The following is a 13,473-nucleotide window of genomic DNA, read 5'->3' as shown; positions in this document are numbered from 1 at the left end:
AGAAAGGGAGATGGCGCAGCTTATAACAGTCATAATCCTGGTCGGCGCTGCCTGGTGGCTCTACCGCCGCTTCATCTCCGATGCCAAGCGCCTGCAGGAAAAATCCCGCCGTGCCGAGAAGGAGCGTCAGACCGGCGCCGTCGGCACGCTTGTCAAGGATCCGGTGACCGGCGAATACCGCGTAAAGCGGGAGGATGAATGATGGTGACCGCTGAAGTACGCGTGCAGGCTCTCGAACGAATACGCGCTTTCCGGCTGCAATTGCCGGTCGACTACAAGTTCGATCGCGACGAGGCGGGTTCTCGAATAGTGGCGTGCTTAACCCCGCTCCACAGTGAAGCAAATGACCGCTCTATCTGAAGCCGGAATTGCCCGGAGCCCGGGGTGACGTCGTTTCTTATGGTTCGATATGGGAAAGTCGCTCAACTTCTCTGTTCATCAGACAGGTGACCGTTGTCTTGACCTTCGTGACGGAACGCCTTCCAAAACATGGTCCGATCATACGTTATGTATTGACCCTTGTCCTCTCCCATGGCACCTGTCCGGCAAAATACGCAACCGGTGGCTTGTCTCCATGTCTGCATCGATCCCCGACCATATGAACCCGAAGCGCTCGTTCCAGGCGCTAATCCTGACGCTTCATAACTACTGGGCGGACAAGGGTTGTGCGGTTTTGCAGCCCTATGACATGGAGGTCGGCGCCGGTACGTTCCATCCGGCAACCACGCTGCGCGCGCTCGGCCCGAAGCCGTGGAAGGCTGCCTATGTCCAGCCGTCGCGCCGTCCGTCGGACGGCCGCTACGGTGAAAACCCAAACCGTCTGCAGCATTATTACCAGTACCAGGTCATCTTGAAACCGAACCCGCCGAACCTGCAGGAGCTTTACCTCGGCTCGCTGGCGGCGATCGGCCTCGATCCGCTGCTGCACGACATCCGGTTCGTCGAAGACGACTGGGAAAGCCCGACGCTCGGCGCCTGGGGGCTGGGCTGGGAGTGTTGGTGCGACGGCATGGAAGTCTCGCAGTTCACTTACTTCCAGCAGGTCTGCGGCATCGAATGCGCGCCGGTTGCTGGCGAACTGACCTATGGCCTCGAGCGTCTGGCGATGTATGTGCAGGGCGTCGACAACGTCTACGACCTGAACTTCAACGGTCGCGAAGGCGACGAAAAGATCAGCTACGGCGAAGTCTTCCTGCAGGCCGAACAGGAATACTCACGCCACAACTTCGAATTCGCCAATACCGAGATGCTGCATCGCCATTTCATCGATGCGGAGAAGGAGTGCCAGGCGCTTCTCGCTGCTGGTGCGCCGAGCGACAATGCCAATCAGCTGCTGCACAAGTGCGTTTTTCCAGCCTACGACCAGTGCATCAAGGCAAGCCACGTCTTCAACCTCTTGGATGCACGCGGGGTGATCTCGGTCACCGAGCGTCAGAGCTATATCCTGCGGGTGCGCACGCTCGCCAAGGCTTGCGGTGAAGCCTTCCTGTTGACGGATGCCGGCGGCATGAACATCGCCAGGGCCGCCGCCTGAGAATGCCGCTTAGCGGCGGTGGTTGGACCGTACGACGACGCGCCGGGGTGCCGGCCGTGGGGTCTTTCGGAAGACGACAAGGGATGCGATCGCCGACAGGCTCAATAGGAAGATTGCTGCGCTCATTGTCGATTATTCCTCGTCATGAGTTGCGAGTGCACCGTAAACAAGCCGGCACAATAAGAAAGATACAACCGGCTGTATGTGTGCGGTATCGTGAGATTTCGCTAGTCGCTGATGTAAACCGCAGCCCGGAAATGCAGGATGACAATCCAGCGGAAGCCGCATAGTCTCCGTCCAAACTTTGCGTCGTTGCGGGGGATTCGCGATGTTTATCGTTCTCGGTGTGATCGTTCTGATCGCGCTTTATCTTGTCTTTGTCTATAACGGTCTCGTCCGCGCCCGGCAGATGGCCGAAGAGGCCTGGTCCGGCATCGACGTGCAGCTGAAGCGCCGCGCCGATCTGATCCCAAACCTCATCGAGACCGTCAAGGGTTACGCTACCCACGAAAAGAGCACGCTGGAAGAGGTCGTTGAGCTGCGCAACAAGGCGCAGGCGGTGCCTTCTGGCGATGTAGCGGGCAGGGCGCAGGCGGAAGGCCTTCTCGGCCAGGCGCTCGGCCGTGTGCTGGCGCTAGCGGAAGCCTATCCGGACCTGAAGGCGAACGAGAACTTCTCCGAGCTTCAGGCCTCGCTCGAGACCATGGAAAGCGAAATCCAGATGGCCCGCCGGTATTACAACGGCGCTGCCCGTGATCTCAACGTCAAGGTTGAAAGCTTCCCCTCCAATCTGGTCGCCGGGCAGTTCGGCTTCCAGAAGCGGGAATATTTCGAGATCGCCAACGAGGCCGACCGCGCCGTTCCGGCCGTCAAATTCTGATATGGGCGTTTGCCTTTGCGCAAAAGCTGCTATGAGCAGGGCCGGTCAAGGCCGTAGGGCGGCTAGCGCAATGGACGGACAGACAAGCGTCATGAGCAAGGACAAGAAACTCACCATCATCCCGGCTAAGGCTCCGCTCGTGGGGCGCGCCGTGCCACCGGGCTCGAAGTCGATCACCAACCGAGCACTGCTCCTGGCTGGCCTCGCCAAGGGTACCAGCCGCCTGAGCGGCGCGCTGAAGAGCGACGATACGCGCTACATGGCGGATGCCCTGCGCGCCATGGGCGTCGCCATCGACGAACGCGACGATACGAGCTTCGTCGTCACCGGAAGCGGCAAGCTGCTTCCGCCAAAAGCGCCGCTCTTCCTCGGCAATGCCGGCACTGCAACACGCTTCCTGACGGCCGCTGCCGCACTCGTTGATGGCATCGTCGTCGTCGACGGTGATCAGCACATGCGCAAGCGCCCGATCGGCCCGCTGGTTGATGCGTTGCGGTCACTGGGAATCGATGCGACGGCCGAAACCGGCTGCCCGCCTGTAACCGTGAAGGGCACAGGCTGCTTCGAGGCGAGCCGTATCGGGATCGATGGCGGTCTCTCCAGCCAGTATGTGTCCGCTCTGCTGATGATGGCGGCCGGAGGCGACCGCCCGGTGGATATCGAACTCCTCGGCGAGGACATCGGTGCTCTCGGCTACATCGATCTCACGACCGCCGCGATGCGAGCCTTCGGCGCCAAGGTCGAGAAGACGAGCGCGATCAGCTGGCGCGTTGAGCCGACCGGCTACACGGCGGCCGATTTCGTCATCGAGCCGGATGCGTCGGCGGCAACTTATCTCTGGGCTGCCGAAGTCCTGACCGGCGGCTCCATCGATCTCGGCGTGCCGAACGGCGCCTTCACGCAGCCGGATGCGCGCGCCTATGAGATGATCGCCAAATTCCCGCGCCTGCCGGCTGAAATCGACGGCTCGCAGATGCAGGACGCGGTTCCAACGCTCGCAGTCCTTGCCGCTTTCAACGAAACGCCCGTCCATTTCGTCGGCATTGCCAATCTGCGTGTCAAGGAATGCGATCGCATCCGCGCGCTGTCGACCGGCCTGACGCAGATTCGCCCGGATCTGGCACGCGAGGAAGGAGACGATCTCATCGTCCAGTCTGATCCGTCGCTTGCCGGAAGGCGTCTTCCTGCCGAGATCGACACTTTTGCCGACCACCGCATCGCCATGAGCTTCGCGCTCGCTGGGCTGAAGATAGACGGCATCACGATCCTCGATCCGGACTGCGTCGGCAAGACGTTCCCTGCCTATTGGCGGACGCTGGCAGGACTGGGCGTCAAATATGCGAACGAGGGCTGACATTATCTGAGGCGGCAGCGCGCCGCCGGCGGGGAGAGGTATGATGATCCGGCGGCTTTTCGGCCTTTGCTTCATTCTGTTTCTGGCGTTTGCAGCATATGGGGCAAGTGCCGCGGAGGTCATCAACTCCTTCGCATCGGATATAAAACTCGAAAAGAGCGGCGCCATGACGGTGACGGAGACAATCACCGTCAATGCCGAGGGCAATCGGATCCGGCGCGGCATCTTCCGCGACTTTCCGCTGACTTTCGTCGATGAAGAAGGTCGCCGCCGCAGCGTCGACTTCGACGTTGTATCGGTGAAACGCGACGGCAATGACGAGCCGTGGAAGACCGAATCCATCTCCGGCGGCATCCGCATCTATGCTGGGTCAGAAGACGTCATGCTTCCACCAGGCCGCCATCAATATGCCTTCACCTACACCACCAATCGCCAGATCCGATATTTCGCCGACCACGACGAACTCTATTGGAATGTGACCGGTAACGGCTGGATCTTCCCGATCATGACCGCGACCGCGACCGTGAACCTGCCAGATGGCATCACCGCCACCGATACGAATGTCTTCACCGGTGCGCTTGGCGCCAAGGACAAGAATGCCCGGATTTCAGGCGGCAACGCCCGGCCGGTCTTCTCGACGACCATGCCGCTCGATGCAAACGAAGGTCTGACGATTGCCGTCAAGCTTCCGAAAGGCGCGATCGATCCGCCGAGCCAATCGGACCAGAACATCTGGTGGCTGAAGGACAACCGCGACTATTTCATCGGTTTCGGCGGCCTCCTCCTTGTTTTCCTTTACTACACCCGCTCCTGGATGAAGGTCGGACGCGACCCTTCCCGTGGCGTCCTTGTGCCGCGCTGGGATCCTCCCGAAGGCATCTCGCCGGCGCTCGTCAACTACATCGACAACAAGGGCATTTCAGGCGGGGGTTGGACGGCGCTTTCGGCAACGGCGCTGGACCTGGCGGTTCGCGGCTATGTCATCCTTGAAGACCTCAAGCAATCGATCATCGTACGCCGCACGGAAAAGCCGCTGGGTAAGGTGAAGCTGGAAGCGGGCGAAACCAGCCTCCTGAGCGCCGTCGCCAACAAGGGATCGCTGACGATCGACAAGGCAAACGGCGAACGCGTGAAGTCGGTCGGTCAAAACTTCCGCTCGGCGATCGAGCGGGAACATCGCGGCAAATACTACAATTCCAATACAGGCTATACGACTGGCGGCATCGCGCTCAGCGCTGCCGCACTTATTGCGCTCTTCGTTTTCGGCACGCTGGAACCCGATGCGATCGTCCTTATGATCATCCCGATCGTCGTTTCTGTCTTCGTCGCCATCTTCGTGGCCGGCTTTGCACGGTCGTTCCGTCCTGGCCAGTCCTTGGGCGGCAAGATCGCCGCTGTGATCGCGATCGCGGTCATCGTTTTTGTCGGCTTCAGCATCATTTCATCGCTGGCTCTGGCGCTTTTCTCCACGCTGTTAGAATTCCACGAGACGCCGATGCTCTTTGCCGTCGGCGGCATCGTGCTGCTCAACCTGCTCTATGTCTTCATCATGGGTGCGCCGACGCCGCTCGGCTCGAAGATCATGGATGGCATCGACGGCCTTCGTCAGTATCTGACGCTTGCCGAGAAAGACCGGATGAACATGGCCGGTGCGCCGGAAATGTCGCCCCAACATTTTGAGAGGCTGCTGCCCTATGCCGTTGCGCTAGGTGTCGAGAAGCCCTGGACGCGCACCTTCGAAACCTGGCTCGCGGCGGCCGCTGCCGGTGCGGCTGCTGCCTATGCCCCGTCCTGGTATTCGGGCAACTTCAGCAGCGGAAGCTTCTCCGACCGCATCGGCGGCTTCTCGTCGTCGATGGCGTCCACCATCGCTTCGACTATTCCCTCGCCTCCGCCCTCCAGTTCCTCTTCCGGTTTTTCCGGTGGCGGCGGTTCTTCGGGTGGTGGCGGGGGAGGCGGCGGGGGTGGCGGCTGGTGAGCTTTCCCGCTTGACCTTTGGCGTCCCGCCCCTTAACCGCCAGACAGAAAACGGAAAGGATCAGGCATGAAGGTTCTGTTGATCGGCTCGGGCGGACGCGAGCATGCGCTTGCCTGGAAGCTGGCACAATCGCCACTAATGACGGAATTCTATGCCGCGCCGGGCAACCCGGGCATTGCGGAACATGCGAGGCTCGTTTCCCTGAAGGTCGAAGATCACGAGGCAGTCGCGGCCTTCTGCGCGCAAAAGGCGATCGACTTTGTCGTCGTCGGCCCCGAGGCGCCGCTGGTTGCCGGCCTTGCCGACCGCCTGCGAGCCGATGGGCTGAAGGTTTTCGGTCCTTCCGCTGCAGCAGCCCAGCTCGAAGGTTCCAAGGGTTTTACCAAGGATATCTGCGCCCGCTACAACATCCCGACCGGTGCCTACCAGCGCTTCAACAACGCTCCGAAGGCAAAGGCCTATATCCGCGCACAGGGCGCCCCGATCGTCGTCAAGGCGGATGGTCTTGCCGCCGGCAAGGGTGTGACGGTGGCGATGACCGTCGAGGAGGCGCTTGCCGCAGTTGACGATTGCTTCGAAGGTGCGTTCGGCGCAGCCGGCGCCGAGGTCGTCATCGAGGCCTATCTCGACGGCGAAGAGGCAAGCTTCTTCTGCCTCTGCGACGGCAGGAACGCCCTGCCACTGGCGACCGCACAGGATCACAAGCGTGTGGGCGAGGGTGATACCGGCGTCAACACCGGCGGCATGGGCGCCTATTCGCCGGCTCCGGTGATGACGGCCGAGATGATCGAGCGGACGATGAAGGAAATCATCGAGCCGACGATCTGCGGCATGGCCGAAAGCGGCTATCCCTTCTCCGGTGTTTTCTTCGCCGGGCTGATGATTACGGCCAAGGGCCCGGAACTCATCGAATACAATGTCCGCTTCGGCGATCCTGAGTGCCAGGTACTGATGATGCGCTTGAAGAGCGATCTGCTGCCGCTGCTGCTGGCAGCGGCCGAAGGCACGCTCGACAAGGTCACTGCCGAGTGGAGCGACGATCCGGCGCTGACCGTCGTGATGGCCTCTAAGGGTTATCCGGGCTCCTACGAGAAGAACACGCCGATCCTCTCGCTGCCGGAGGCAGGCGACGGCGCGAAAGTGTTCCATGCCGGCACGTCTTTGAGGGACGGCGAGCTTGTCGCAACCGGCGGCCGTGTGCTGAACGTGACCGCCACCGGCCAAACAGTCGGCGAGGCGCAGAGCCGCGCCTATGCGCTGCTCGACAAGGTGGAATGGGAAAACGGTTTCTGGCGCCGCGATATCGGCTGGCGGGCGATCGAGCGCGAAAGAGCTTAACTTTGGCCCGAAATCGGGTTCAGTTCCCTAAATTTTTACCCTTTCCCCTGACGGGATGGAAATAAAGGCGCGCTATTCTGTTCCCATAGTAAGTCGGAGCAGTTTCCATGCGTCAATTCATTCTCGGTGCGGCAATTCTTCTGGCGGCCGGTTCGGCGATGGCATCCTCGATCGAGGTGATCGGCAAGACACCGCGCACCGGCGGCGAAAGCATCGTGACCGAGAGCTGCACGACCTGCCCGCCGCTGCGATCGACCGAACGCAAGAAGGATTACACGGTGCCGGCGTTGCCGCCCGGGGCCATCCAGGCCAGCGCGCTCCACGATGTGGCCGGAGAGCAGAAGCTCTACCGTACCGAAGGCTGGATGGGCGGCTCGCCCGTCGTTTTCGTGACCAAGGCAACCCCCGAAGTCCTGGCCGCCTTCAAGGTGACGGTCCCCGTCGAAGGCATCGACCCGACGGCAACGACCTCCGTCATCGGCGGCGATGCGAAGCCTGTTGTTGCAGGTATGTCCGCCCCTGCGGAACAAACGGCGCCGCTCGACGTTTCCGACTTTAAGCTAAGGATGTGATTTTTAGTTCCCTGCCCCTGACCCGGCCAAAGTTTTGGTCGTACGGGGTCCGCCGTATGGCGGATTGAATGCGCTCCTGAAGAGAAGCAGGAGCGCATTCTTTATTTCAATTGATTTCAAAGTACTCATGCAACTGGCGTCGCGAGGCTTTCCACCAGCCGGTCGATTTCTCGGTCCGAGAAGACCTGGATTCCCGCGCGCTTCAGCAGCGCAGCTGTAACACCATTGCCGTCCCGCCGCGTTCCGCTGAAAGACCCATCATAAATGACACCGGAACCGCAGGAGGGGCTGCCGTCGATGAGCAGCGCATGGGTGCAGCCTGTCTCCTGAGCCAGCCTGAGCGCATTCTGCGCCGCTTCTCGGAATGCAGCCGTCACATCGCCTCCGGTGATCTCGAACACACGTGCTGCTCCAGACAGCACGTCCTTGCCGCTCGCGCCGCCCTCGATTTCCGCCGGCGGCCGCGGCACCGGCATGCCTGCCGACATCTCCGGACAGATCGTCACCAGCCTGCCCTCCGTCCGCCAGCGCTCGAGCGCCGGATGTGCGAGCGGCTTCGCCCGGCCGTCATAACGGACGGCATGGCCCATGAGACAGGCGCTGACGAGGATTTTGGTGGTCATGATTGTCTGATAGCCCGAGCGCTGGTGAATGACCAGTGGGACGCGCTTCTCATCCACCTCTCGCTGTGCCTGTCACAGGGATCCAGCAGCGCCATGTCCATCGCGCGGGAGACTCGTTCAAAGGGCAACAATGAGGTCCCGAGGTCGCCGCCAGGGCAGGCCCGCGGCTAGTCCGAAACTGTTACCCTGCGATCTTCGAGAAGTCCGCGACCGTCCCCGTCGCCTCGCGGATCAGCCGCAGCAGGGCGAGGCGGTTGGCGCGGATTGCCGCGTCCTCGTCGTTGACGAGCACGTCGTCGAAGAAGCGGTCGACCGGGGCGCGGAGCTTCGAAAGCGCCTCCATGGCCGAGCGGAAGTCTTCGCTGGCGATGGCGGTGGAAGCCTCGGCCGATGCTTTGGCAATGGCGGCGAAGAGTTCCTTTTCGGCATCCAGCCGGAACAGCTTTTCCGAAACGCCGTCGGCGATGACGGTACCCTTCTTCTCCTCGGCGGCCAGAATCTGCGTGGCGCGCTTGGTGCCGACCAGGAGGTTCTTGCCGTCTTCCGAGGTAATGAAAGCCGTCAGCGCCTCGACGCGGCGGGCGATCATGAGAAGGTCGTCAGCCTCGGATGTGACGACGGCATCGATCAGATCGTAGCGGGCACCCTGGTCGCGGAGATAGACCTTGAGGCGGTCGTGGAAGAAGGAAAGGAGGTTGATTGCCAGCTCATGTTCTTCTTCGATTGTCTTTGGATGGCCGTCAGCAAGATAATTCTTGCAATATTTGATAGCTTCGCGCTGTTCTTGCACGAGCCTCTCGTGGTCGAACCTTTCGTTATCCTGTTGGATTTTAAGCTCGAAGAGTCTTATCGAAGCTTCATGGCTAGCGATGGCCACAGCCCATTCGCTACGAAATGCAGAGCGAAACAGGGGGATGAGGGATGCTCTGATTCCCCGTTCCAACAGCAGCCGTATCGATCCTAGCGCTGCTCTTCTTAACGCGAACGGATCCTTCGAACCGGTTGGTTTTTCGTTTATTCGCCAAAACCATACAAGTGTGTCGATCTTGTCAGCAAGGGCTATGGTTATGGCAACACCGTCGGTAGGCACTCGGTCGGTGGGACCCTGAGGCTTATAATGGTCCTCCAGTGCCGCCGCCACTGGTTCATCTTCACCTTGCAGCAGCGCATATTTCTTCCCCATTGCACCCTGCAGTTCAGGGAATTCGCCCACGACCTCAGTTCGCAGGTCCGCCTTTGCCAAGGCTGCTGCTCGGCTAACCTTCAGGGGATCTGCATTGACGATTTTACCGATTTCGCCGGCAAGGGTGCGAATGCGTGTTACCCGCTCGCCCTGCGTTCCAATTTTTGCGTGGAACGTCACATGCAGCGCATCGAGCTTCGCCATCCGCTGATCGAGCGGCTTCCTCAGATCAAGCCCGAATTTCTTCGCCGAAGCCTCCAGCGTTTCGAGGTCCGGCAAGTTCCCCTGGTCGCGCTTCCAGAAATGTAGGGCGTCGGAAAGGCGGGCGCGGACGACTTTGCCATTGCCATGGATGATTTCCTTGCCGCCGTCGGTCGCCTCAACATTGGAGACGAGGATGAACCTGTTCGAAAGCGTCTCTTCGCCCTGTTTACGCGTTACGAAACACTTCTGGTTCGTCTTGATCGTCAGCCGGATGATTTCGGAGGGGATCGAGAGGTAATCCTCCTCGAAGCTGCCCATCAGCACTTGCGGCCATTCGACGAGACCGGAGACTTCCTCCAGCAGACCGTCGTCCTCGACGAGTTCCAGTCCGCCGGCAAAGGCGATGTCGCGGGCATCATGCAGGATGATGTTCTTGCGCCGCTCGGCATCGAGGATGACCTTCGCTTTTTCGAGGCTCGCGGCATAGTCGTCGAAACGCTTGACGGTGATGGCGCCTGGCGCATGGAAGCGGTGGCCGTAGGTCACATTGGAGGCGACGATACCGTCGATCTCGAAGGGGACGACGGAGGTTTCCTCATGCTCGGTGCCGAAAGTGCAGACGATCGATTGCAGCGGGCGCACCCAGCGCAGCGAGCCAGGTTTGGAGGACGCCTTGCCCCAGCGCATGGATTTCGGCCAAGGGAAATCGCGGATGATGCCGGGCATCACGTCGCCGATGATCTCTTCCGTAGCGCGGCCGGGCTTTGAAATCACGGCAATGTAGAAATCGCCCTTTTTCGGGTCGCTACTCACCTGCGCCTCGGAAATCGAAGAAAGGCCGGCGCCGCGCAAAAAGCCTTCGATCGCCTTTTCGTTGGCATCGGTGCGCGGGCCCTTGCGCTCTTCGCGCACATCGGCGGAGCGGGCGGTCAGTCCGCGGATATCAAGCGTCAGGCGGCGCGGCGTCCAGTATTCGCGGGCGCCCTCATAGGAAAGTCCTGCCTCCACCAGCGCATCGGTGACGAGCTTCTTCAGGTCGCCGGCAGCCTTGCGCTGCATGCGGGCCGGAATTTCCTCGGAGCGAAGTTCTAGAAGCAGATCGGGCATGTCACTTTTCCTTGCCTCCTTTAGGGAGGACGGTCCAAAACGGTCGCCTCTGCTACCAAAGAATGCCGCATCTGCACAACCGCAAAAACGGGAAATCCAGGCGCGCGAGCCAGGCGAGGAGGCAATCGCCCTTCTGCGCCGCCCCCGCATCCGCACCCTGCCAGGCACCTTCTGTCTGGGGGCGAAGAGATGAGGCGGCTGCTTTGTCGTCCTTTCTCCCCAGCGGGGAAAAGGTAGGCCCGAAGGGTCGGATGGGTGCGGGCGCAGACCTGTATGAAGGGCGTCAGTCTGCTGTGGAAAGCTCTGCCGGGCATTGCCTTGCCGCTTTTCGCCGCTATGGTCCCGCTACCTTCGTTAATTCAGGGAATCCCATGGCCGCAGACCTCCGCTCACTTGCCGCAGTCATCGCCTCCGAAATCAATGCCCGGCCGGACCAGGCCAAAGCCGCGATCGAGCTGCTCGACGAGGGCGCGACCGTTCCCTTCATCGCGCGCTACCGCAAGGAAGTAACTGGTGGCCTGGATGATACGCAACTGCGCAATCTGGCAGAACGCCTCGTCTATCTGCGCGAACTGGAAGCCCGCCGCGACACGATCGTCGAATCGATCGCCGGCCAGGGCAAGATGACCGACGAACTGATGGGCAAGATCGCTGGTGCCGCCACCAAGGCGGAGCTCGAGGATCTCTACCTGCCCTACAAACCCAAGCGCCGTACCCGTGCCGAAATCGCCCGCGAGCGCGGCCTCGGTCCGCTCGCCGACGCGATCCTCGCCGATCGCTCGAAGGGACCGGCGATGCTGGCGGAGGACTATATCACTGCCGATGTGCCGGATGCGAAGACAGCGCTCGAAGGCGCACGCGATATCGTCGCCGAAGGCATTGCGGAAAATGCCGATTTGCTCGGCAAGCTCCGTGCCCATATGCGCAGCGCCGCGTTTGTGAAGGCCAAGGTCGTGGATGGCAAGCAGACGGCCGGCGAGAAATTCTCGGACTATTTCGACCATTCGGAGCGCTGGGCGACCGCGCCCGGCCATCGCGCACTCGCCATGCTGCGCGGCTGGAACGAGGAAGTGCTGACGCTGACGATCGAGGCCGACGCCGAGACCGCCTCTCCCAACAAACCTGTCGAGCGCATGATCGCTGCTGCCTATGAAATCGGCACGAGCCGCCCCGGCGACCGCTGGCTGATGGATGTCGCAAGCTGGACCTGGCGCGTCAAACTTTCCATGTCGCTGTCTCTCGACCTGATGCGCGAACTGCGCGAACGCGCCGAAGAGGAGGCGATCCACGTCTTTGCGCGAAACTTGAAGGATCTGCTGCTGGCGGCGCCTGCCGGCTCGCGCGCCACGATGGGCCTCGATCCGGGCATCCGCACTGGCGTCAAGGTCGCAGTGGTCGACGGCACCGGCAAGGTCGTTGCGACCTCCACGGTCTATCCCTTCCAGCCCCGCAACGACGTGCGTGGCGCTCAGGCAGAACTCACCGCGCTGATCCTTAGGCACAATGTCGAACTGATCTCCATCGGCAACGGCACTGGAAGCCGCGAAACCGAAAAGCTGGTGGCCGACATGCTGGCCGATCTTGCGGGTGCAAAGCCCACCAAGGTCATCGTTTCGGAAGCCGGCGCGTCGGTCTATTCCGCCTCCGCGACCGCCGCAGCTGAATTTCCGGATCTCGACGTGTCGCTGCGTGGCGCGGTGTCCATCGCCCGCCGCCTGCAGGATCCGCTGGCCGAACTTGTCAAGATCGAGCCGAAATCGATCGGCGTCGGCCAGTATCAGCATGACGTCGACCAACAGAAGCTGTCGCGCTCGCTGGACGCTGTCGTCGAAGACGCGGTGAATGCCGTCGGCGTCGATCTCAACACGGCTTCGGCGCCGCTGCTCTCACGCGTTTCCGGCCTCGGCCCGTCGATTGCCGAAGCCATCGTCGTCCATCGCGACCAGAACGGTCCCTTCGAAAGCCGCCGCGACCTGCTCAAGGTCGCGCGTCTCGGCACCCGCACCTTCGAGCAGGCGGCAGGCTTCCTGCGCATCCCGAATGGCAAGGAGCCCCTCGACGCGTCATCGGTGCACCCGGAAGCCTATGGCGTGGCAAAGAAGATCGTTGCCGCCTGCGGCCGCGACCTGCGGTCGCTGATGGGTGACAGCGCGGCACTGAAATCGATTGATCCACGGCAGTTCATCGACGAGAAGTTCGGCCTGCCGACGGTCAAGGATATCCTCGCCGAACTGGAAAAGCCCGGCCGCGATCCGCGCCCGAGCTTCAAGACGGCAACCTTCGCAGAAGGCGTGAACGAAATCTCCGATCTCAAGCCCGGCATGATGCTGGAAGGCACGGTGACCAACGTTGCGGCTTTTGGCGCCTTCGTCGATATCGGCGTGCATCAGGACGGCCTTGTGCATGTCTCACAGCTTGCCGACCGCTTCGTCAAAGATCCTCACGAAGTTGTGAAGGCCGGCGATGTCGTCAAGGTGCGGGTCGTCGAAGTCGATGCAAAACGCAAGCGCATCGGTCTTTCGATGCGCAAAGACGATGGCTCCTCGGCTTCAGCGCCACGGGGCGAACCCCGTGGAAATCAAGGCGCACGGCCGCAACACGACCGGCGTCCGGCTGTCCCGAAACAGGAAACCCAGGGCGCCTTCGGCGCTGCTCTTGCCGAGGCCATGAAGCGAAAATAATAGCTTAACGGCAGGCATT

The 13,473-nt window shown here is 61.4% G+C and carries 10 protein-coding genes; 8 read left to right on the top strand and 2 right to left on the bottom strand.

The window, feature by feature from the left end; genetic code table 11:
• The first annotated feature begins 10 nt into the window (after window positions 1-10).
• The 7 genes from A3C3_RS0120905 to A3C3_RS0120870 all read left to right on the top strand — a co-directional run bounded on the left by A3C3_RS0120905 (window position 11) and on the right by A3C3_RS0120870 (window position 7,656).
• Complete coding sequence (locus A3C3_RS0120905) at window positions 11-202, top strand: NfeD family protein (protein ID WP_022716537.1); 192 nt, start codon at window positions 11-13, stop codon at window positions 200-202.
• Between the two features lie 372 nt (window positions 203-574).
• The gene (locus tag A3C3_RS0120895; RefSeq protein WP_022716535.1) at window positions 575-1,534 is read left to right on the top strand and encodes a glycine--tRNA ligase subunit alpha; all 960 of its coding nucleotides are present in this window, start codon (window positions 575-577) and stop codon (window positions 1,532-1,534) included.
• Window positions 1,535-1,862: 328 nt separating this feature from the next.
• Window positions 1,863-2,414: a LemA family protein gene (locus A3C3_RS0120890; RefSeq protein WP_022716534.1), complete on the top strand. Its 552-nt coding sequence runs from the start codon at window positions 1,863-1,865 to the stop codon at window positions 2,412-2,414.
• A gap of 91 nt (window positions 2,415-2,505) precedes the next feature.
• Window positions 2,506-3,768, top strand: coding sequence for a 3-phosphoshikimate 1-carboxyvinyltransferase (gene aroA, locus A3C3_RS0120885; protein ID WP_028739849.1), 1,263 nt, complete (start codon window positions 2,506-2,508; stop codon window positions 3,766-3,768).
• Window positions 3,769-3,811: 43 nt separating this feature from the next.
• Entirely contained in the window at window positions 3,812-5,746 is a 1,935-nt protein-coding gene (locus tag A3C3_RS0120880; protein WP_022716532.1) for a DUF2207 domain-containing protein, read from the top strand.
• Window positions 5,747-5,812: 66 nt separating this feature from the next.
• Window positions 5,813-7,084, top strand: a complete 1,272-nt coding sequence (gene purD, locus A3C3_RS0120875) for a phosphoribosylamine--glycine ligase (RefSeq protein WP_022716531.1) — start codon at window positions 5,813-5,815, stop codon at window positions 7,082-7,084.
• Between the two features lie 107 nt (window positions 7,085-7,191).
• Window positions 7,192-7,656, top strand: a complete 465-nt coding sequence (locus A3C3_RS0120870; protein ID WP_022716530.1) for a plant virulence effector HPE1-like domain-containing protein — start codon at window positions 7,192-7,194, stop codon at window positions 7,654-7,656.
• Window positions 7,657-7,781: 125 nt separating this feature from the next.
• On the opposite strand, the gene A3C3_RS0120865 is transcribed toward A3C3_RS0120870, so the two are convergent.
• Window positions 7,782-8,279: a 2-thiouracil desulfurase family protein gene (locus tag A3C3_RS0120865; protein WP_028739848.1), complete on the bottom strand. Its 498-nt coding sequence runs from the start codon at window positions 8,277-8,279 to the stop codon at window positions 7,782-7,784.
• A 181-nt stretch (window positions 8,280-8,460) separates the two neighbouring features.
• Window positions 8,461-10,773: a glycine--tRNA ligase subunit beta gene (gene glyS, locus A3C3_RS0120860; RefSeq protein WP_022716528.1), complete on the bottom strand. Its 2,313-nt coding sequence runs from the start codon at window positions 10,771-10,773 to the stop codon at window positions 8,461-8,463.
• 371 nt (window positions 10,774-11,144) lie between these two features.
• On the opposite strand from glyS, the gene A3C3_RS0120855 reads away from it, so the two are divergent.
• Entirely contained in the window at window positions 11,145-13,454 is a 2,310-nt protein-coding gene (locus A3C3_RS0120855; protein WP_028739847.1) for a Tex family protein, read from the top strand.
• Window positions 13,455-13,473 lie beyond the last annotated feature (19 nt).

It is taken from the genome of Rhizobium mongolense USDA 1844, from assembly GCF_000419765.1.
Taxonomy (GTDB): Bacteria; Pseudomonadota; Alphaproteobacteria; order Rhizobiales; family Rhizobiaceae; genus Rhizobium; species Rhizobium mongolense.
This window is presented reverse-complemented; position numbering and strand designations above follow the sequence as displayed.